General features: G+C 59.5%; 14 protein-coding genes. 5 read left to right on the top strand and 9 right to left on the bottom strand.

Annotation, left to right across the window (positions count from 1 at the left end):
• Window positions 1-373: 373 nt before the first annotated feature.
• The 4 genes from KFO72_RS23045 (at window position 374) to KFO72_RS23030 (ending at window position 6,856) form a co-directional block, all read left to right on the top strand.
• Window positions 374-1,894, top strand: coding sequence for a sensor domain-containing diguanylate cyclase (locus KFO72_RS23045; RefSeq protein WP_225033128.1), 1,521 nt, complete (start codon window positions 374-376; stop codon window positions 1,892-1,894).
• 647 nt (window positions 1,895-2,541) lie between these two features.
• Window positions 2,542-4,149, top strand: a complete 1,608-nt coding sequence (locus KFO72_RS23040; RefSeq protein WP_225033127.1) for a methyl-accepting chemotaxis protein — start codon at window positions 2,542-2,544, stop codon at window positions 4,147-4,149.
• Between the two features lie 156 nt (window positions 4,150-4,305).
• Window positions 4,306-4,509 carry a hypothetical protein gene (locus KFO72_RS23035; protein ID WP_225033126.1) on the top strand — a complete coding sequence of 68 codons (204 nt, stop codon included), beginning with the start codon at window positions 4,306-4,308 and terminating at the stop codon, window positions 4,507-4,509.
• A 1,183-nt stretch (window positions 4,510-5,692) separates the two neighbouring features.
• On the top strand, window positions 5,693-6,856 hold the full coding sequence (locus KFO72_RS23030; RefSeq protein WP_225033125.1) for an EAL and HDOD domain-containing protein: 1,164 nt from the start codon (window positions 5,693-5,695) through the stop codon (window positions 6,854-6,856).
• A 493-nt stretch (window positions 6,857-7,349) separates the two neighbouring features.
• Here the strand turns inward: KFO72_RS23030 and KFO72_RS23025 are convergent, their stop codons facing one another.
• The 5 genes from KFO72_RS23025 to KFO72_RS23005 form a co-directional block, all read right to left on the bottom strand.
• On the bottom strand, window positions 7,350-9,056 hold the full coding sequence (locus KFO72_RS23025) for a thiamine pyrophosphate-binding protein (RefSeq protein WP_253074229.1): 1,707 nt from the start codon (window positions 9,054-9,056) through the stop codon (window positions 7,350-7,352).
• A 481-nt stretch (window positions 9,057-9,537) separates the two neighbouring features.
• The gene (locus KFO72_RS23020; protein ID WP_225033124.1) at window positions 9,538-11,259 is read right to left on the bottom strand and encodes a methyl-accepting chemotaxis protein; all 1,722 of its coding nucleotides are present in this window, start codon (window positions 11,257-11,259) and stop codon (window positions 9,538-9,540) included.
• Between the two features lie 263 nt (window positions 11,260-11,522).
• On the bottom strand, window positions 11,523-11,828 hold the full coding sequence (locus tag KFO72_RS23015; protein ID WP_225033123.1) for a hypothetical protein: 306 nt from the start codon (window positions 11,826-11,828) through the stop codon (window positions 11,523-11,525).
• Window positions 11,829-12,193: 365 nt separating this feature from the next.
• Window positions 12,194-12,562, bottom strand: coding sequence for a DoxX family protein (locus KFO72_RS23010; protein ID WP_225033122.1), 369 nt, complete (start codon window positions 12,560-12,562; stop codon window positions 12,194-12,196).
• 306 nt (window positions 12,563-12,868) lie between these two features.
• On the bottom strand, window positions 12,869-14,839 hold the full coding sequence (locus tag KFO72_RS23005) for a lytic transglycosylase domain-containing protein (protein ID WP_225033134.1): 1,971 nt from the start codon (window positions 14,837-14,839) through the stop codon (window positions 12,869-12,871).
• 444 nt (window positions 14,840-15,283) lie between these two features.
• Here KFO72_RS23005 and KFO72_RS23000 point away from each other — a divergent pair, with 444 nt between their 5' ends.
• Complete coding sequence (locus KFO72_RS23000; RefSeq protein WP_060609892.1) at window positions 15,284-16,348, top strand: LLM class flavin-dependent oxidoreductase; 1,065 nt, start codon at window positions 15,284-15,286, stop codon at window positions 16,346-16,348.
• A 46-nt stretch (window positions 16,349-16,394) separates the two neighbouring features.
• Here the strand turns inward: KFO72_RS23000 and KFO72_RS22995 are convergent, their stop codons facing one another.
• Genes KFO72_RS22995 through KFO72_RS22980 form a run of 4 tightly spaced genes read right to left on the bottom strand, consistent with a single transcriptional unit; the run spans window position 16,395 to window position 20,318 of the window.
• The gene (locus tag KFO72_RS22995; protein ID WP_225033121.1) at window positions 16,395-17,642 is read right to left on the bottom strand and encodes an acyl-CoA dehydrogenase family protein; all 1,248 of its coding nucleotides are present in this window, start codon (window positions 17,640-17,642) and stop codon (window positions 16,395-16,397) included.
• A 51-nt stretch (window positions 17,643-17,693) separates the two neighbouring features.
• Window positions 17,694-18,698: an NrtA/SsuA/CpmA family ABC transporter substrate-binding protein gene (locus KFO72_RS22990; protein WP_107203147.1), complete on the bottom strand. Its 1,005-nt coding sequence runs from the start codon at window positions 18,696-18,698 to the stop codon at window positions 17,694-17,696.
• Window positions 18,699-18,738: 40 nt separating this feature from the next.
• The gene (locus KFO72_RS22985; protein WP_225033120.1) at window positions 18,739-19,482 is read right to left on the bottom strand and encodes an ABC transporter ATP-binding protein; all 744 of its coding nucleotides are present in this window, start codon (window positions 19,480-19,482) and stop codon (window positions 18,739-18,741) included.
• Entirely contained in the window at window positions 19,479-20,318 is an 840-nt protein-coding gene (locus KFO72_RS22980; RefSeq protein WP_225033119.1) for an ABC transporter permease subunit, read from the bottom strand. The genes KFO72_RS22985 and KFO72_RS22980 overlap by 4 nt, the downstream gene beginning before the upstream one ends.
• Window positions 20,319-20,435 lie beyond the last annotated feature (117 nt).

Here is a 20,435-nt window from a genome sequence, read left to right as displayed (position 1 = left end):
GTCGAGTCGTTTCATCGGCCAGGTCAACACCCCTATCAATGCGTAAATGTGCGAAATCGTGCAGATGGACCCGCCACGGGTGGGGGAAGCGGCCGTTGCCTTGCAGTCGCGCGAATTCCTTCACTTTCGTACTCCGCGCAATATGTCGAACTGCGAACGAACGACGGACTGTCAGAATCATCCCGACTGCGGTGAATCGGTTGTGGCATACGGCTATGACACACCGCTCTGAATATGCAGGCGTACCGTCGCGGCACTTGTTAGCGAAATCCCTGCGACGCCATACCGACCTCGATTTCCTGACCGTCGCGCCGTTAACACGAATTTGGTCTGCGCCGCGGTACTTGCAGCCGGCTTTCACATGAGCGTGAACATGCCCGCATTCACTTCGATCGAGAAAATCGCCGACTGGGCCGGACGCAACCATCTGTTGGTTGGCGCGATAGGGACGCTGATGTCGCTAGCCGCCCTCGGCATCAGCGCGGCGACGCTGTGGGCGGCACACAATGAAGCGGTGGATCGTGCGCGTGAAACTTCGCGAAACGTCGCAGCTATACTCGCCACCCAAATCGGGCGCACGGTCGAAACGTCTGACGGCGCATTGATCGCGCTCGCATCCAGTCTAAGCAAACCCGCAGTGAGACGGATGGATCCTAAATTGCGCCACGATTTGTTGTTCGGGCGCCCCGCAGCCCGATACCTGACAGGCATGGGCGCAACGGATGAGCACGGCCAGCTGATCGACGGATGTTGCGGGCCAACACACCATTGGAACTTCAGCGATCGAGATTATTTCCGTGTCCATCGCGACTCGGAGAACATCGGCCTCTACGTCTCCGACGTGTATCGCGCGCGCGCGAGAGACGGCCGGCAATCCATCGCGCTTTCGCGGCGAATTGAGCGACCCAATCATGCGTTTAACGGCATTGCCGTAGTAGCCATCGATCTCCGCTATTTTGAGCAGCTTCTGTCCCGCCTCGACATCGGCCCGAGTGGGGTCAGCGCGATCCTGCGCGTGGACGGCACGATCCTCGCGAGAAACCCGCCGCTTAATGAAAACCAGGTGGCCCAGCTGCATCGCTCGAAAGCCTTCGAGCGGATGGTGAACAGCGAATCGGGCTTCTATCCCGCACGTTCGAGCATCGACGGCATCACGCGGCTGTACACATACCAGCGGGTACCAGGCACGCCGCTGATCGCTGTCGTCGCGCCGGCCGAGCGCGATGTACTCGCTGGTGTTACGCGCCTGTCCTGGACGGTCGGCGTTTCGGCATCCGCCATCGGCACGATGTTCTGTGCGGCGGTATGGCTGCTTGCATTCGCGCTGCGCGACAACCTGCGAAAGCAGGAGTTGCTCACCGACCTCACCCGCACCGATCCGCTGACCGGACTGCACAATCGCCGCGCGCTAGATACCGCGCTGGCCGACGAATGGGAGCGGCTGCAGCGTGGCAGCGGCGGCAGTCTTTCAGTGCTATTCATCGATGCCGATCACTTCAAGCAGTACAACGATCAGCACGGGCATGCACTGGGCGATACGGCGCTGCGCTTTCTCGCCGAATGCATCCGCGCACATACGCGGCGGCGCGGCGACCTCGCCGCACGCTACGGCGGCGAAGAATTCGTCGCGGTGTTGCCCGATACGGACGACCACGGTGCCGCGCGGGTCGCCGAGGCGATTCGCCGCGAGGTGGAGCGCAACCGGCTCGACGGATGCGCGCAGACGGTACCGGCATTCACCGTCAGCATCGGATGTGCCACAAGTCGGCGCGGGCGGCACGCTTCCGTAGATGCGCTGTCGCATCAGGCGGACATGGCGCTCTACCGCGCCAAGCGCAATGGCAGGAATCGTGTGTGTTGCGCGCAGGCGGATCCGCTCGCAGGCTCAGCATGACCCGTTCCATTCGAATCCGCATTTGTTTAAGCATCGAGCTTCGCGAGGATGCACCTTCGCGATGGCCTAGCCATTTCCGCATTCGAGTGACAGCGACAAATCGGGACCTAAGCCCCCATAGCCGAATGTTTCGTCAGGGCTTGCTTTATCGTCTCAACGCTGCCGTATCTGGATGCAAGTCGTCTGCTCAAATTCAGCGCCACGAACAGCCGTCTTCAATACCGCGCAAACTCAACTGAATGATGACCGTAGCAGCAATCAGGAATTATTCATCATAGGAATTCTGCGCGGCTAGCTTGGCAATGTGACAAAGCCTCTTCGCTGCCGTGGCGCCGCTGGCCAATGCGTGCGGGGAAGCCGTTGGCAAGTGTGTCGGCATCTCGACGGGTCTCGGCGCGTTTGATCGAGTTGAGGCCGAATTCGAGCCGCGGCGTCTTGGGCTTACCAACAGACGCGTTGCACTGACAGAAAAATTCCGTGTCGAGCAAAGCTTGGCAGGAAGCACACTGAGGTTTGCTCCCGCTTCAGTAAGGACGTTTTTGAGCCGTTATGCATTATGCAAGGCGCGACATCTTCGAAAGCCAACGTAGGTGTCTCAAACTGCGGAGTGTCGTTTCATCACGCGAATAGTCGCAAGGGGAGTGCACATGAAATTAACGAATTTGCCGGTGAAAGTTAAGCTGACCGTTTCCTTCGGGCTGCTTGTCATGGTTGTCCTGATCAGTTCCCTGCTGGCACTGAAAGCACTGAACGATTCCAACGAGCGGTTTGCCGGTTACGTGAACGGCATCAACGCTCGCGCTGAAATGGCCGCCTCACTTCGTGCCTCCGTTGACGATCGTGCAATGGCAGTTCGCAATCTGGTTCTCGTCACCACGCCTGCCGACGTCGAAACAGAGAAGAGAGCTGTTGACGATGCAGAACAGGCCGTCGAAAGTCGACTGGCAAAATTCAACGCGATGGTTGCTGTCGCTCAGGACATGAGCACGAAGACGCGCGCTCTCGCGGAGGAGATTTCACGAATCGAGGCGCTTTATAAACCCGTGGCGCTGGACATCGACCGGCTGGCGCTGAGCGGTCAGAAGGAAGCTGCGATCAACGAAATCGATACAAAATGCCGTCCCCTGCTTGCTGCCCTGATCAAGGCATCCAACGAGTTTGCGGACGCTACCCGCGAACGTGCCGTGGAAATGGTCCGCGAGGCGGAAGACCAGTTCGGGAGTCAGCGCAATCTGCTGATTGCCATCTGTCTGGGCTCTCTTGCGATAGCGGTGCTCGCCGGCGTCCTGATTACGCGGGATCTGCTACACGCGCTAGGCGCTGAGCCGACGGCCCTGGCTCAAGCGACCCGACGGGTCGCCACGGGTGATCTTGGCCCCGTTGCCGGTACGAAGGATGCCCCGTCGGGTAGCGTGCTCGCATCCATGGGCGAGATGCGGACCAGCCTCGTCGATCTGATCGGAAAGGTCAGGTCGTCCGCTGACAATATTGCCACCGGGTCAAGCCAGATTGCCACCGGCAATCAGGATCTTTCGTCCCGCACCGAGCAACAGGCGTCGTCGCTGCAGGAAACCGCGTCCAGCATGGAGGAACTGACATCGACCGTGAAACAGAACGCGGAGAACGCACAGCAGGCGAGTGCGCTAGCCGCCAACGCGTCTGAAGTCGCGCAGAAAGGCAGTAGCGTGGTTGGGCGCGTCGTGGCGACGATGACCGAAATCAGTGAGAGCTCGACGAAGGTCGCGGATATTACCGGGATAATCGAAGGCATTGCTTTTCAGACAAACATCCTTGCACTGAATGCCGCCGTAGAGGCTGCGCGCGCCGGTGAGCAGGGGCGTGGATTTGCTGTAGTGGCCAGCGAAGTCAGAAGTCTTGCACAGCGCTCGTCGAGCGCGGCTAAGGAAATCAAGGATCTGATCAACTCGTCGGTGCAGAAGATCCACGACGGCTCGACGCTCGCGGGTGAAGCCGGCAGAACGATGGCGGAAGTGACGCAGGCCGTCGCCCGGGTGACGGATATCATGGGCGAAATCGCGGCGGCATCGGGCGAACAGAGCCGGGGCATTGAGCAGATCAACCAGGCGATCACGCAGATGGATGAGGTGACGCAGCAGAATGCGGCACTTGTTGAGGAGGCAGCGGCCGCCTCAGCTTCACTCGAAGAGCAGGGGCGGCAGTTGACGCGAGCTGTCGCGTTCTTCCGTACCGGCGACACAGGTGCGGGTCAATCGATGCTGAAGGCCGTAGGCTGATCGCGAAAAACCGGCTGCGCCACAGTGACTTCCCTGGCGTGTTACAAAGCGTCGCGCAGACTGCCCTCTCCGCCAGCAGGTGCTGGCCGCTTCCGCCATGTGCCGCGCTTCGCGCTCGACGGCTTGCGCTGCAGAACGAACGGGGGACGGCGGCTCGTGGAAATCGTAGTCGCTGACGCTGCGCGCGATCGCCGCCAGGTGCCGCGTGAGCAGCTGCCACAGAATGTAAAACGTGAACAGCGCGACGAGAAACGTATTTGCGACATCCGTAAACGTCGCGCGCCTCTGCAAGCCGCCGCTGGTACGCAAAAACTGTTGTATGTCGGTGGCTCGCGTTGCGCTTCCCGAGGAAATTCCTGACGCTTCAAATCAGCATTTCCTGAATACACAATCCGTCGCTGCCGATTGGCCGTGCATCGGGTTAGTCCTAGCATCGGGTGATCGGGCATGGGAAGACGCACATGTATAACGACGCTTCAAACGCACTGCCGCTGTACGTGATCGATTTGCGCGTGGTGAAATTTGACACCGAGATCGGAACTCGCAGGAGCTTCCGGCGTTCGATTCCATGCTGACTGTTGGAAGGCGCGCGGCAACTTGATCATAACGCGCTTCCCTAAGCCACGCGAAAAGTGACGGTACTGGCTCGTCGCTCCCTTGCGCGAGCCGGGAGCAATCCATGTCGGATTTCGTCGATACTTGGATTATCCGAGCGTATTTACGAGTTATCCTTATCAATGTGCCACGTTGTATGATGGCACTCCCATGTCGAACATACCGCCCACTGGCCTGGCGATGCCATCTTAATTCGGGGGGAAGATTGAAAGAATTCGGAGGTTACAAGCAGCCCTTCTACCGCAAGCGTTCACAGCTAGTCACCGGGAGTCGGTGGTGGGCGCCGGGCGATCATCCGGCGGTTGTCGCGCGCGGGGACGGTTGGGCGATAGCGACACCAGAGGGGTGGAGGTGCGTTGCAAAAGGTGATTGGATTGTCACAGATTCTAGTGGATCGTCATGGCCGTTGGAGCCGGGCCTTTTCGATCGCCTTTACGAGGCGGTTTCGGAGCGGCCGACATAAAAAAGCTGATCTCGAGAAAGTCCCGATAGCTCCTTTTCTTTCACTGAACCGGTCGGTGGATACCGCCGTGCTACGAAAAGTGACTCGTAGTGAGAGCATGATCGCCGAATATCTATGACGCTGGGCTACGTAACCTGACACGCGCGCATTCACCCCATCGTATCCGTCTCGTAATCGACGACGATAGGGACCCGCGACTTCAGTTGGCTTGCCGAATCTGACATTGCCCGCAAATGTATCGCTAATTACACAGTGGTTTTACTTTGATCAGCCGACGCTAGCGACGAATTCGTCGATACATAGTTTTCGCGGACGAATATTCAGCCTTGGATCGATTTCCGCCGGATCGTCAATGGGACGCAGGGTGCGATCGGGCTAATTCGAGTCTTTACAGGAGCCAATGCATTACGCAGCGCACGACCGCCGTTACTGGCGGAAGAACGACATGATTTATCGGGAAGTCGAATGTACTTAGCCGCCGGAACGAAATGTGGGGAAAGCAAGGAGAATTACTCATTCGTTGCGCGACAGCCAATTGTGGACATCGATCTTCGGGTCGTTGGTTACGAGCTGCTATTTCGAAAAAGGGGCGATAGCACTGCGTGCATAGAAGACGATCTAACCAGCACTCTTTCGGTGCTTTCGACAACTCTGGTTGACTTTGGACTCGAGAAGCTGACGGAGGGAAGCCTTTGCTTCATTAATTGTTCGGAAGATTTTCTGAAATCGCCAGCGTTGCTACTAATGCCGCCTGAGCGTTTTGTTTTAGAGATTCTCGAAACTTGTGTCATCACGCCTGCGCTAATTGAGACGTGCCGAAGCCTAAGAGAGCGAGGGTTCAAAATTGCTTTGGACGACGTCTGTGCTTACACGTCTGAGATGGCTCAATTGCTTTCCGACGTCGATATCGTCAAGGTCGATTGGTTGACGATACATCCGGACGAGCGTGTCAAAATTTGCCGCAGTTTATCGTCCGCCGGTAAGAAGGTTCTCGCCGAAAAAATCGAAGAGTGGAGCGCATTTCATCAGGCACGTGAAGCTGGGGCGACCCTCTTTCAAGGGTATTTTTTTAGTCGGCCTGAAATACATAGTAGACGAAAAATTTCAACCCCAGCGGAAGCGGTGATATTAGTTATGCAGCTAATTGTGGACGATGCATCGCGTCACCGGCTGGTAAGAGCGGTCGAGCGATCGCCGTTGCTACTTACCAAATTGCTGAAGTTGGCCTCTAGCGTTGCCATGGTGTCTGGTCCGGATTATGAGGGACTGTGCTCGACCGACTCCGCACTGCAAGTGGTTGGAAACGATCGACTGTTTCAGTGGTGTGCACTTATTTTGTATGTCGATGAGTTGTCGTTGGAGGACGAGGCTCTTTCTTTTCTTGCCTTGCAAAGGTCTTGCCTCATGGTCTCATATGTCACGCACCATTATCCGGAGGAGAAGTCGCTACTGCCCAGCGCTCGTCTGACCGGTGCAATATCGGTACTTGACATTAAATATGGCCGTCAACCGGCCTGTTTCTGGTATGAACTGCCCCTCGCGGAGAATATTTGTGCGGCCCTAATAGAGGGTAGTGGCCATTTGGGAGAAGCCTTGGTATTCGCGAAGTCAATGGAGATAAGTATCTGATCTACTTGAGTCCGACTTGATCCGGCAGTCGGTGAACGTCGCCGTTCCCGCGACGATGTTCACGTGACGGCCGGGGCTTTCGCAGGGTGGCAATTGTGTAGCCGCGCCGGGTCGCCGCTCATGGCGGTGACACGATTGCGCTCGCGAACCTGCTCGTCTGCGCCAGGCTGGGGTAGTTTTGCAAGGGCGCGCCCGATTTCAGGGCCAAGCTGTTTCCCGAGCTCAAGAATCCGATGCCTGATGCCACTCGACGAGATGCCATTGTCCAGCGGAAGCACTTTCTTGAGATATCCGCCGCCTGCCGATAGGGCAAATGAGTTGCCCACTTCGCCTCGAGGCATTCCGCCTCTGGCGGGGACCGGCGCGCGGCGACCGGGTAAATGGCGGCGCCGGGCCGCCGTCACCCGGGCTTCCGTCTACTTGCTGCGACTTCTGACTCGCGAAGTCGATTCCGTGTGCACAAAGCTAGTTACGCAAAGTGCTACGCGACGTATCACGCGCATGCCGCTGCCTCCACATAGTACCGATTGGGAGCAGGGAAGACCCCCGTCATGACTTCGATCAGGAATGGACCGTCCTGTCGTGATGCATCGTTGAGCGCTCCCTCGAAATCATCAATGCGTTCAACTTTGCAAGCCGCCACGCCAAGTGACCGTGCGAAGGCCGTCCAGTCATGCGTCGGGAGTTTGGTAAATCGCTCTGAAATGGCGCCGTTGCTGATTGCGTCGATATGGATCGCGCCGTGAGCGGCATTGTTCAAGACGACAAAGATAATCCTTATCCCGTATCGCGCTGCTGTCTGAATCTCCGTCCCGTGCATCATCATGCATCCGTCGCCGGTAACCACGATACAAGCTTGTTCGGGGGCGGCGAGCTTGACACCAATCCCAGCGGCTATCGCCCAACCCATCGGAGCAAGGGAATTCGATGAAAAGTAATTCCCTAGCCCGGACGAGAGCCAGTAGTGCGCCATGAATATACGATGAGCGCCCGAGTCGACGACAACGTTGGTGTCCGGCGGCAGTAGTCGGCATAGATGCTTCACCGCGTCGCCGGGATAAAGCGGCGGCTCTTCACCTGAGGTTGGGGCAGGGAATTGTTCGAACTGGGGGTCATACAGCGGCGTTCTTCCGATGTCCTCCAGCCACGCCCTTCTTTCGTGCAGGGCCATCAGGAAATCACTCGTCTGCTCGGGCTGTTTGCTGGCTAGCCACCGGAAGGAGGCGCGAATCCCGGAAAAAATGCTTGCGTGCTCGATGTGTCCGGTTACTGGCGGTTCGAAACTGTCGTCAATGACGACGAGCTCCTTGCCGGTTGTCAGTCGTCTGCTCCAGTTCATGCTGTCGCGCTGGTTGAGGTCGCAGCCGAAGACGATGAGTGCATCAAGCTCGTCGGAATTGATTGCACGGGCAGCGCGCGAGTGGCTCGAGAACCCGTAGACGCCGAGCGAGAGCGGATGCTTCTCGGGGAAGGCGCCTTTCCCCGAAAGGGTTGTGGCGACGGGGATCCGGAATTTCTCCGCGACCGCCAGAATGGCACTTGCGGTTTCCCGGTCGTTGCCGCGGCTCCCTATCAGGAAGGCGACTCTAATCGGTTTAAGCAGATACCGGTCGCACAGCGCATCAAGTGCAACACGGTCTGCAGGAACTTCCCGGGTGTTAAATTCGGCGTGCTCGTAGGGTTTGCGGACGACCTCGTGCCCAGGCAGAGTCTCGCGCTGAATATCGACCGGAATGCTGAGGAAGGAGCGGGCCCGGCGCATCCAGTTCAAACCAGTTGTTGCACGACGCATTTCAGCCAGGAAGTTGTCCTTGTTTTTAAGTTCGATGACTTCATCGACCAGGCCTGTGACGACAGTGCTTTCGAAGATACCGCCCGGCGTTGCGTCCTGGAAAGCACCTTTACCTTCTGCTCGTGAGGAGACGCCTCCGACAACATAAAGCACGGGGATTCCATCTGCCTGCGCGGCTGCCATGCCTGGCACAAAGTTCATCGTGCCGGGACCAGATATGCCCAGACAGACGCCAAACTTCCGGCTGGCCCGCGCATAGCCATCCGCCATGAATGCGCTGCCCGTCTCGTGGGCGGCAACGATTGCGCGAATAGAAGGTGATTCATCAATAGCGTCGAGCAGAGGGTAGACGAGCTTTCCCGGAACGAGAAAAACGTGTTCTATCTTCGCCGACTCCAACGATTTCACGACTGCGTTCGAGACGTTAACAGGAGCGTGTGACATAGTTTTTCTGACCATGAACGAAAACCGTTAATCGAACCTCACCGTTCCTGACCCGTTCGTTATCCGGCGCGCTCTCAACGGTCGGGCTACAAACGGATCTTGCCTGGTTCAGGAGCCGGCGAGACGGCCCTTAACGCGCTGCACTTCACTGTGATCGCGACTCGTGCAGCATCCACGGCCCTCTACAGGGAAACGGACCGTGGGTCTCCGTCCATGACTACCGTTTACCGGTTCTGCTATCGAGGGCACGTGACCGACGGGTGCGCACGACGGCGATTTCCGGGGCATCAACTATGCCGACAAGGATGAAGCCGGGACGCCCCCGGCCGGCTGTTGATCGTTCTTGTCTTGCGCTATCAAACGTGCGTGGGACAGTTACTTCGGGGCATCGCAGCTTCGTCGTAGCAAACTGTGTCTATGCAGCGGCCATGTCGGCTCTGCCTCATCAGAATGTCTGCCATTGCGCAGCGTTGTCGCCAGTGGCGGCGGCTGCGCTGCGCGCACTGACGAGACTTGATGCGACTGCGGAGCGTGCACTAGTGCTTCGAGTTGCCGGCTTCGGCTGCTTTTTTGGAAGCATCTCTGAGCGGGACATAGTCTGTACGCCTTCGACCTTGAAGAACGCAACCGATGTGCGCAGGCGTTGGGCCTGTTCCGCCATTGATTGCGCAGCGGCCGACGCTTCTTCCACCAGTGCAGCGTTTTGCTGGGTCACCTGGTCCATCTGGCTGACCGCCTGATTCACTTGTTCGATGCCAGTGCTCTGCTCGTGTGAAGCTGAGGAAATTTCACCCACGATGTCCGTCACACGTTTCACAGACGTCACGACTTCGTTGATCGCGCTACCCGCTTCCTCGACCAGACTTGAGCCGGCGTCCACCCGGCTAACGGAGTCGGAAATCAGTTCCTTGATTTCCTTGGCTGCCGTGGCGCTGCGCTGTGCAAGCGTACGGACTTCGCCCGCTACGACGGCAAATCCGCGCCCCTGTTCGCCTGCGCGAGCCGCTTCAACTGCTGCGTTCAATGCGAGGATGTTGGTCTGGAAGGCGATGCCCTCGATCACGCCGATAATTTCGGACATTTTGGTCGAGCTCTCGGAAATGTCATGCATCGTCTCGACTACACGCCCCACAATCTCGCCGCCGCGTTGCGCGACGTTCGACGCCGTGCCCGCGAGGGTAGCAGCCTGCTTTGCGTTGTCCGTGTTGTGACGGACTGTAGCCGTGAGTTCTTCCATGCTGGATGCTGTCTCTTCCAGCGACGCTGCCTGTTCCTCTGTACGGCTTGAGAGGTCCAGATTGCCTTGCGCGATTTCCCCGCTCGCCGTCGCTACACCTTCGGCGTTTTCGCGCACATCGGAAACGACACGCGTCAGGGAGTCGCGCATAGCCTTCATCGATGCCATAAGGCTGGATGTATCGCCTGATCGCAGGTCGATATGCACGGTAAGGTCACCTGCGGCTACGCTCTGCGCCAATGCTGCAGCTGTTCCAGGCTCAGTTCCCAGTTGACGCGTGATAGCGCGCGTTAGCCAGACACCGATGCCGACGCCGGTAACCACAGAAATTGCCACCAGAATAAGCATCACGTCGCGACCCTGGTCATACACCTCGTCATTGTCGGCGGCGGTCGTCTGTGCGTCTGCCTGTTTAACCTTAACGAGGTCGCCCATCAGGACGAGCGTTTTGTATCCCTTGTGGTGGTACTCGTTCAACAAGTATTGAGTCAGGCTATCCTTTTCTTGCGGTCCCGCCGCCTTGATCTGGGCTTTCATCTCGTTGAATGCCTGGACGAAGTCTTCCCAGCTCTTGTCGAGGTCCGAAAAAATCGCCTTACCTTTTTCGCTGTACACAAGCGGTTCAGCCTGCGTCAGGTGCTCGCGTGCTGAGGCCAGACCTTTCTCCGCCTTTTCGATTTCGGTATTGCGCGCATCAGCCGATGACGCCAGGATCGCGTTACGCAAATAGGTGCCGACTCTGAGCACGTCGCCGTTTGCCTGCTGGATCTGGTTAAGCCCGACAAGGTCCTGTCGGTAGGTCCTGTCTGCGTTTCCACTTATCAGCGCCATATTGCGCACGCCAATCCCACTAACGATGGCGCTGATTATGGAAATAAGGACGAAGGCGCCGATAAGTTTGACGCCGAGTTTCATGTTGCTGAAATTCATAGCTTGCCTTGTCGGATTCTAAAAACCGGGAAAGAACGGGTCAGCGGTAGCAACACGAAGGTGCCGGCGGATGGCCAACGGGCTGGTACATGACGCATGCTCCGCAATCTCGCGGTCAGTAAGCACGATGTTGCTCCGCTGGATAAGCGGGCATTGCATTCGAATTTAGGGCTCTCGCCAAAAGTCGAGAAAATGACTGCCGTAGTACTAAGGAAGAAAATTGTCTGTCGCCGTCCCAGCAAGGGACTCCACGTCCGGTCAACTCAACGTTGTGAGCGAGTGGACGATGCAGCTGACAGATTTTCGTCGGATAAGCTCGACCGTCGTTTCGTCAAATGCCCGTTTTCGGGGCGCCACACCTGCACTTCCTTAGTTGGCGTGGTGACGGCATGGGACTTCGCCTTGCGCGTATTGCCGGCAACAGCGACGGTCAATTGCGTTTGATTCAAAGAGTTATCAATGAACTCGTTAGCGAGCGGCCGTCGATGTCGTGACGCTCGATAATGCGGTCCGCCGCGGCGCCCGTTGGAGGCCGCGCTTGCTGCGGTAAGTTGTTCGAAAGTATTCATTTCTGTTCCTGCATAATTTTTTGTTCTCTCTTCAGCCGTGGCCCACGGCGAGTCGCATCTGGTCGATTACGCGACAGTTCGACACCCGTGCTGCACCCCGAGGCGTCCGGAATCAATATACTCTTTTTGTGTGACGAAATGTTGCTGTGCAAAAATCGCTACATCATGCAGGGTGCATGGCGCTTACCAGTCGCTGGCGGTAAGGCTACTTGGCATCACGCACCATCCTGATCATTATTGTTGCGATGCAAACGGGGCGCGGGTAGGCGCGGCGCGGAAGGGCCGGACACGGTCCGATGCTTGAATGGATAAATAGGCCGGTACTACTGGCGTCCCGGGCTTACTCGCCTGGTGGCGAGCAAGCCTCAACCGCGGAGCGTCACAGTAATCACAACGAGAGCCGAGAAGATCAACGCGGGGGCGAGATGCCCGAACGGCTCTCGATTTCGTAGCAACGTGAAGAGCGCGCCGACCATGATCGCACCGGCCAGCATCAGACCTAAGACTCGGGTTTGTTGTTCAGCAATAAGTGCCGCGCTCGACAGTTCGAGTGCGCCACAGAGAAAATGAAACCATGCCGGGTAACCCCAGCGCGCAAAGTCGCGCTTCACCGCGCCGGGTCCCGCGAGATTGACCAGGCCAGCAACCGTGAACAGAACCGCCACGATCGTCGCGAGAGCCGATTCGAAAGATGCAGTGTTTAACGCCATCGTCATGCGCCATTGCTGCATCATCTAACGTCGTGAGGTGACCTATGTAGGATTGGGCAGATCGGCCAATTGCATTTGAGACCAATCGATTGCGCGCTCTGGAATGTCCCCTTCAGCGAACGATATCGTCAAGGCATGCCGACGCCTGAAGGGCCGTTTCAGTTGATCGACGGGGCGCAGTATGAAGCTGCGCGTAAGGCCGCTAACGCGGCGAACGGCGCCATTCGTCAACAACAGCGGCATCCAGAGGTAGAAGGAGCGCTATACGTGTCGCGGATGGATCACACTTACTGCCCCCGTGCAATTCGCACATCGGCGTTGCGGACTATGTCATCGTGGCTCGATCTGGCCAAGCCGCTCCGTCAGCGATTGCGGGTGGCCATCGAATAGCGCTGCGTAGTAAACCGTATTCGACAACACATTCTTGACGTAGTCGCGGGTTTCGTTGAACGGAATGGTTTCTGCGAAAATTGCGCCCTCCACTGGGCGAGGCAGGTTGGCCTGCCACCTGCGCGGGCGTCCTGGGCCGGCATTGTAGCCGGCCGTCGCGAGCACGGCAGAACGGTCAAGCTGGTTGTAGATCATCGACAGATAATACGTGCCGAGCAGAATGTTGGTGTCGAGTTCGTTCAACCTCGCCCGCGAGATCGTTCCGAGCCCGATCTTCTTGGCGACCATCTCAGCGGTGTTCGGCATCACCTGCATCAGGCCGCCCGCGCCCACCTCGGAGCGCGCATTGATAATAAAGCGCGACTCCTGGCGAATGAGGCCATATGCCCATCCGACGTCGAACCCGGTGGACCGCGTGTCGCGTTCTACAATCGTGCGGAACGGCGTCAGGTAGCGCAGCGAAAAATCGTGTTCCGCCTGCGTCCTGTCGGCAGTGCTGACCGCCCGATCATAAAGCTCGATGCGGCGCGCGTACTCGGCGACAGCGATCAACTGTCGGTCAGTCATGCCGCGCAGTTGCCAGTTCCACTCACGGTTGCCCTCCGTGCGCAGATTTAGCGCATAAAAGCGTTTTGCCAGTTCAAAGCCTGGTATCCGGCTGGCGCGTTCAACTTCTTCGTCGGTTACGCGGGTCTGCGGCGGGATCACGATCTGCCCGCCAAGCGCCTCGGAGGCCAACTGACCATAGAAGGTGTAGTTAGCCGCGATCGTCCGGAATGCCTGGTCGGCTGCCATTACCTCGCCGCTCTGCTTCAACGCGCGTGCGTACCAGTAGACCCATGCGGGTTGGGCGCGCAGCGCGGCCGGCATCTGCTCGATCGACCAGCGCACCATGGTCCAATCTCCGGCCAGCAGCGCGCTGCGCGTGCGCCATTCGTAGGCTTGACTCGACAGGGGCGCGTTCGCCGACAGCCGATACCAGTTCACCGCGCCCGGCAGCTGCCTGATCGCCGCCTGATAGGCAATCGTGCCCCAACCGATAGCCCGTTCCGCCAGGCTGAGCGACGGCGCGATGACGGTGAAGGTGGCCTCGGCAGCCTGCGGGTCGCCGGCCGCCAACTGTGTGATGGCGAGCAACGCGAGTTGATGAGACGCCGAATCCAGCGGGATGCCTTTTGCGAGCAGCAGACGTGGCTGGTTCGTTGCCTGCTCGAGGAGCCGCGGGTCCGGTCGCGCCGCACCCAGCGCATCGACCAGTCTTCCGGCCGTCGTCGTCGCGCCCTGTTCATAGCCCTGGCGAATCAGCTGCCACACGTCGTCCGAACCGAACTGCTGGTTACGGTAGAGCGCAGTGATCAGATCGACGCATCCGTCACCGTACCACTTCGGGTCCACGAGCTGGGCCCGCGCCGCGTCCGCCACATTTTCACCTCGCGCAAGACGGGACTCGAGCGCATAGCACTTCACCTGCGCGTCGTCGTCGAGAACGAACCTTGCATATTGCGAATCGAAAGTGGGCCAGTCGTGCCGAGCCCCGAGCACGCGAAGGTAGTCGTTGCGCAGACGGTCGGCGATCGCCTGTCCGTCGTAGCGTTGCAGGAAGGACAGCACCGGCGCGTCCGGGGCGTCGGGATTTGGATGCCCTGCGCCGATGAACAGACGTGGCTTGATCTGGAAATAGCTGAGATAAGCGGGCGCCGGATAATTCGGAATCAGGCTTGCGAGGCGCGCGGCGCGCGCAGGATCGTTGTCGCGCGCAGCGTCACGCAGCTTGATGAAAATCTGATCGTCGACGGATAGCGGGGCGCTTGGGGTCGGATGTCTGGCTAGCGCCGGGCCGGACATGACCAGTGTCACGACGGCAAGGGCAGAGCCGAGCGCGCGAGACGCCCGTTGAAGTCGTGTGGACATCGCTGTTTCTCGTTGTTTCGGTGCAGAACATTGAGCCAAAGCTTAGGCCGCAACCGGGCGAATCGAAGCGTCGAAAAACACTGGACTCAACCCGCAATTCGGCTCTTTGGGAACCGGATGACTGGACCGCCCCGGCAGTTGAGTGTCCGCTGTTTCGCGCCGTGCATCAGCGGCCGGACCTGGCAATGCGCTGCAGAAAGTCTTGAGCGCGGTGTGGGTCGTTCTCGCGGTTCTGGTACGAATAGTTGGTCCAGCCGACAAGAATCTAGTAAATATCGATGCCTTGTCTATTGAAGAGAACGGTCAGAACACACGCTGAGCGGCATCGACAGCATGTTTGCAACATGCCATTTCGATAAATCGATAGCAGCACAAAATAGATCGCGCGAACGAATGCAGCGGTAGCATACATGTCCTCAATGGACGTGTATCGATCAGGCACTGATGGCAACAACCTCACTCCCGCGCTTCGGTATTTGGGCGCTCGTGCACGGCAGCCGTGCAGCGTTGCAGGACCCCGACGAACCCTACGATGCATCCTGGGCCCGCAACAAGGCACTCGTGCTGGAGGCTGAGCAACTCGGCTACGATTCGGTGCTCGTCGCGCAGCATACAATCAACCCGCACGACGCTTCGCTCGATCAACTCGAAGCGTGGACGGCGTCAGCGGCACTGGCGGCTTTGACTTCGCGCATCGAGATCATCGCTGCGATCAAGCCGTATCTCTATCATCCCGTCGTGCTGGCAAAGATGGCGCAGCAGATCGAGCACATCAGCGGCGGACGGTTCGCGATCAATCTGGTGAACGCGTGGAACCGTCCGGAACTCGAGCGTGCTGGCATCGGGTTCCCTGAACACGATGAACGCTATGCATACGGCCGCGAATGGATCGCAGTGGTGGATGCGCTGTTGCGCGGCGAAACGCTGAATCATCACGGCGATCATTTCCGTATCGACGACTACGCGTTGCGGCCCGCCGACCCGTTCCGCGCACGTCCGCGCATCTACGTGGGCGGAGAGTCGGAGCCGGCGCGCTCGCTGGTGGCGGCGCACGGCGATGTGTGGTTCATCAATGGCCAGCCGTATGACGATGTCGCGCGCCTGATCGGCGATGTATCGGCGCGAACCCGGCGAGCGGGGCAGGCTCCATTGCGCTTCGGCTTGTCGGCGTTCGTGATTGCGCGGCCGACGCAGGCCGAAGCCGACGCCCACCTTGCGCATCTCTTTGCACTCGCCGAACTCGACAAGCCATTGCGCGAGCGCCAGAAGGCGAATATCGATCCCAACGTGGTGATGATCCAGACTTTCGCGCAATCGGCGCGCGTGGGATCGAACGGCGGAACGGCGGCGGGGCTGGTCGGTGATTACGACACGGTGGCGCAGCGTATCGCTGAGTTCCATCGTGCGGGCATCGAACTGTTTATGCTGCAGTTTCAGCCATTCGAGGCCGATATGCGTATCTTCGCGCAAGAAGTGGCGCCGCGCGTGCGCCGCCTGCTTGCCGGCTGATCGCACAGAATGACAGCGGGCCACGTGACGACGTGGCCTGTTGCTATCAGAAGAATGCGCCTGTCGGCGGAAGCTTCCCGGTCAGCAGGTTTTGTCCAAGCAGACGTTCTTTGTAGAGCCGCGGATTGTGCGAGGCAATCACCTTGATATTGCGCCAGTGCCTGTCGAGCGCGCCGACGCGTGAGACAACCGAGCCTGAACCGAGATCGATCAGCCAGGTGGCAATCTGCGGCGTGAGATCGTCGATCACGACCTTGGCCTCCGAAGCCGCGAATGTTGCAGCGAGTGTCGCGTCATATTCGTCGGTCGTGCCATAAGCGTCCGATGCACGCTGCAGCGCGCTGACCGCCCGATCGGCTGTCGCCTCGACGCTCGCGGCATATGCGCGGATGCGGCCAAGCAAGGCCTGCAGCACAGGCTCGTCGGCGGGATGCGCGGTTTCGCCGTGATAGAAGTTACGCTTGCGTGCGCGCAGCACGTCGACCGCGTCCAACGCGACGCGTCGCGCGATGCCCGCAATGCAGTTCGTCAGATACACCTGATGGAAGGTAAATCCCCAAGGCGCAGCTTCGTCGGAGCGCGGCGGATCCTGCGGATAAACATGCGCGGCGGGGACCGTCACAGTACGAAATCTCGCGGTGCCGGATCCCGTCAGGCGTTGGCCAAAACCCTGCCAGTCGTCATCGTCGCTGACGCCTTTGCCGCGCTCGAGCACGTATTGCACGGTGCGGCCCTCGCGGCTTTCGACAGCGACGCCGACGAAGGCGTCGTTATACAGATTGCCCGTCGCGTAGACCTTGTCGCCTGAGCCGACGTAGTGCTGTTGCGTATCGTCCCATTCGAGCTTGCTGAGCACGCGGCTCGATCGTGCGCCTGCTGCGGGCGCATCGGTTTCGGCGAAACTCAGTCCGATCGTTTTCTTCTGCGCAGTCAATGCAAGCACGTGAGCGTGAAAGGGATGATCTCGTCGCCGGAGCGCTGCTTCGACTTGCCACAAGTGGTTGCGAAACGCGTGAGCGATATTCGAATCTGCCGCCGCTACATCGCGGGCTACCGTCAGAAGTTCGCTCAAGCTCAGGCCGTGCCCACCGGCATCGGCGGGCAGGCGCAACGCGCCGAAGCCGTGCGCCTTGAGTGTGCCGATCTCGTCGTGCGGCAGACGGTGTGCCAGTTCACGCTCCGCCGCAGTCGATGCGATATCGTCGATGACACCCGACAGGCCGAGCGCAACGGACAACGGCGAAACCAGCTTCGGCTGTCCGCTATGAGCGATGGTTGGATCAGAGTCAGCCATGCGTGTGGCGCTCCTCGCGGATAGTGTGGTGTGCGTTCATGGGCGGCTGCATCAAACCTTGACGCTGTAATCCGCGACCTTGATGCGCGAGTTGATGATCTTGCGTTCGGCGAGCCAATCGGCGGCGCGCTGCAACTGCGCGATGAATGCCGCGTCGTCGGGTTCGTGGAACTGGTTGACGCGCTTGAGGCTCGCCAGATAGTCGCGTACCTGGTCTGGATATTTCGCTTCGCGCTGCACGAGCTGTTCGGATTCGACAGGATGCGCCGACTGCCACGCGCCTTCGACGTAATACGCGTCGATCACCGCGCGCACCAGTTCCGAGTTCTCGTCGGCGAACTTGCGGCGCGTCACCAGCGAGCTGTAGTCGATCAGAAATTCGAGGTCGCGGCCTTCGTTGAAGATATCGTGCGCGTCGTTCGAAAACCGCGAGATATCGACGGCCGGCGACCACATCGACCAGGCGTCCACCTTGCCTTGCGCGAACGCGGGCGCGGCATCGGGTGGATTCAGGTAGACGAACTGAACCTTGTCGCGATCGATATGGTTCTTCTCCAGCGCTGCAATCAGCAAAAACTCGCCGAGTCCCGACCGGTTGACGGCGACCTTGCGGCCTGCGAGATCGGCGACCGAATTGATGCCGCTCGACTTCTTCGCAATGATGGCCGTCGAGCGCGGCGAATAGACGTCGAACGCAGTGAAGACGATAGGCGAGCCGGCGAGCATCGCGGCCAGCGCGGGCGTTGTCGAGCCCCAGAAGCCGAAGTCAGCGCTGTTGCCGACCACGGCCTGGATGGACGGTGCGTGGTTCGGAAACGGGCCGATCCATTCGACCTTGATGCCCTTCGCGGCAAGCGTTTTTTCGAACACGCCACGTTGCTTCGCGATATCGGGCAGGCTGCCATAGCCCCAGCCGATGCGCACCGTGTCAGTGTTGCGTGTCAGCTTACGCGGCTCGGCGGCGCGTACGGGCAGCACGCTGCTGGCGGCGAGACCGGCCAGCAGTCCACCCGCCGCCCGCAAAACCTGGCGGCGGCCAGATGAGTGATCGTTCATTGTTTTAAAGTCCTCGATGTGATGCTGAAAAGCGATTCGATCAGTGAGCACGTACGCCCAGCTCGTCGAGCAGGACGGAGCGCAACGCCTGTGGTGTGTGGTGTTTGGGCTGGAAGGAAGCGGCGATGCGCCCCGCGCGCATCACCAGAATGCGATCGGCGAGCGTGAGCGCTTCGTCGACGTCATGCGTGACGATCAGCACGCCGGGCTGATGGCGTGCCACGAGTTCCTTGACGAGCCCGTGCATCTTGATACGCGTGAGCGCGTCGAGTGCCGCGAATGGTTCGTCGAGCAGCAGCAGCGCGGGATCGCGAACGAGTGCGCGTGCCAGCGCGACGCGTTGCGCCTGGCCACCCGACAGGTTCCGCGGCCAGTCGTTTTCACGGCCGGACAGGCCGACTTCATTGAGCGCATGCGCGGCACCCGCGCGGCCAACCGTCGCTTCATGGCCAAGCGCGACGTTTTCCCATAGCGTGGCCCACGGCAGCAACCGGTGCTCCTGAAACACGACGGAAGGCCGCTCTGGCGCGCGAATCTGTCCCGCATCAGGCTGATCGAGCCCGGCCAGCGCGCGTAGCAGCGTGGTCTTGCCGCAGCCGCTTTCACCTAGCAGCGCGACGAATTCGCCCTTGTTGATGTCGAGATCCAGCGCATCGATGACGACTCGCGAGCCGTAACGGCGTTGCAGGCCGCGTACCGATACGGCGAGCCCTGGCCGCGCCGCGCGCTCTTCATCGAGTTCAAGGACATTCGATTCACGGGACAAAGCGAGGCTCGCGCTCATTGGCGTACTCCTTGCGCGTAGTTCGCGTGCCACGACAGAAAGCGGGCTTCGAGCGATCGCACCAGTGCGTCGGCGATCACGCCGATGATCGCGTAGATGATCATGGTCAGCAGAATGACATTGGTTTGCAGGAATTCACGGGCATCCATCGCGAGAAAGCCGATGCCCCTGGTCGTCGCGAGCGTTTCGGCGATCACGAGTGCAAGCCATGCATGAGCGAGTGCGTAGCGCACGCCGGTGAGGATCGACGGCATCGCGCCGGGCAGGATGATTCGCCGCACGATGCCGGTCCAGTCGAGCCCGATCACCTTCGCCAGTTCCATCAGCTTTGGATCGATCTGGCGGATGCCGAGCATCGTGTTGATATAGATGGGAAAGAGCACGGCAAGCGCGACGAGAAAAATCTTCGCGACTTCGCCGACTCCGAACCAGACGATGACGAGCGGCAGCATCGCGAGAAAGGGTACCGCGCGCACCATCTGGATCGAGCGGTCGAACAGCGCCTGCGCGAACGGCGAGAAGCCGACGAGAATGCCCAGCGCAAGTCCGATCGTTCCGCCGATCACAAAACCCGCGGCAGCGCGCAGCAGCGACACGCCGAGGTGGATGAACAGTTCGCCGTTACGCGCAAGGTCGATTGCCGTTCCGAGCACGCTGCTGGGCGCCGGCAGCACCTGCGATGTGATGAGACCCAGACGTGCCGCGGCTTCCCACAACACGACGACAAGCGCCGGAACAGCCCACGAAAGCCACTTGTACAGCGTGGCTTTCGACACGCCGGCGCGCGTGCGTAAGGGCGAAACATGCCCATGACGCGAAGAAGTTAGATCAGACACATGCGCTCCATGATCGCGATGAAAAGAGATCGCTCCGCTGCGGAGCCATGACGGGCACCCAATCCGAAGGCGACAAGCCACGCGTCAGGAAGGGCGTGCTTCTCGCGGCGGCGAGCC

It is taken from the genome of Paraburkholderia sp. XV, assembly GCF_020177535.1.
In the GTDB taxonomy this organism is placed as follows: domain Bacteria; phylum Pseudomonadota; class Gammaproteobacteria; order Burkholderiales; family Burkholderiaceae; genus Paraburkholderia; species Paraburkholderia caribensis.
The sequence above is the reverse complement of the archived record's forward strand: the minus strand, read 5'-3'. Positions and strand labels throughout refer to the sequence as shown.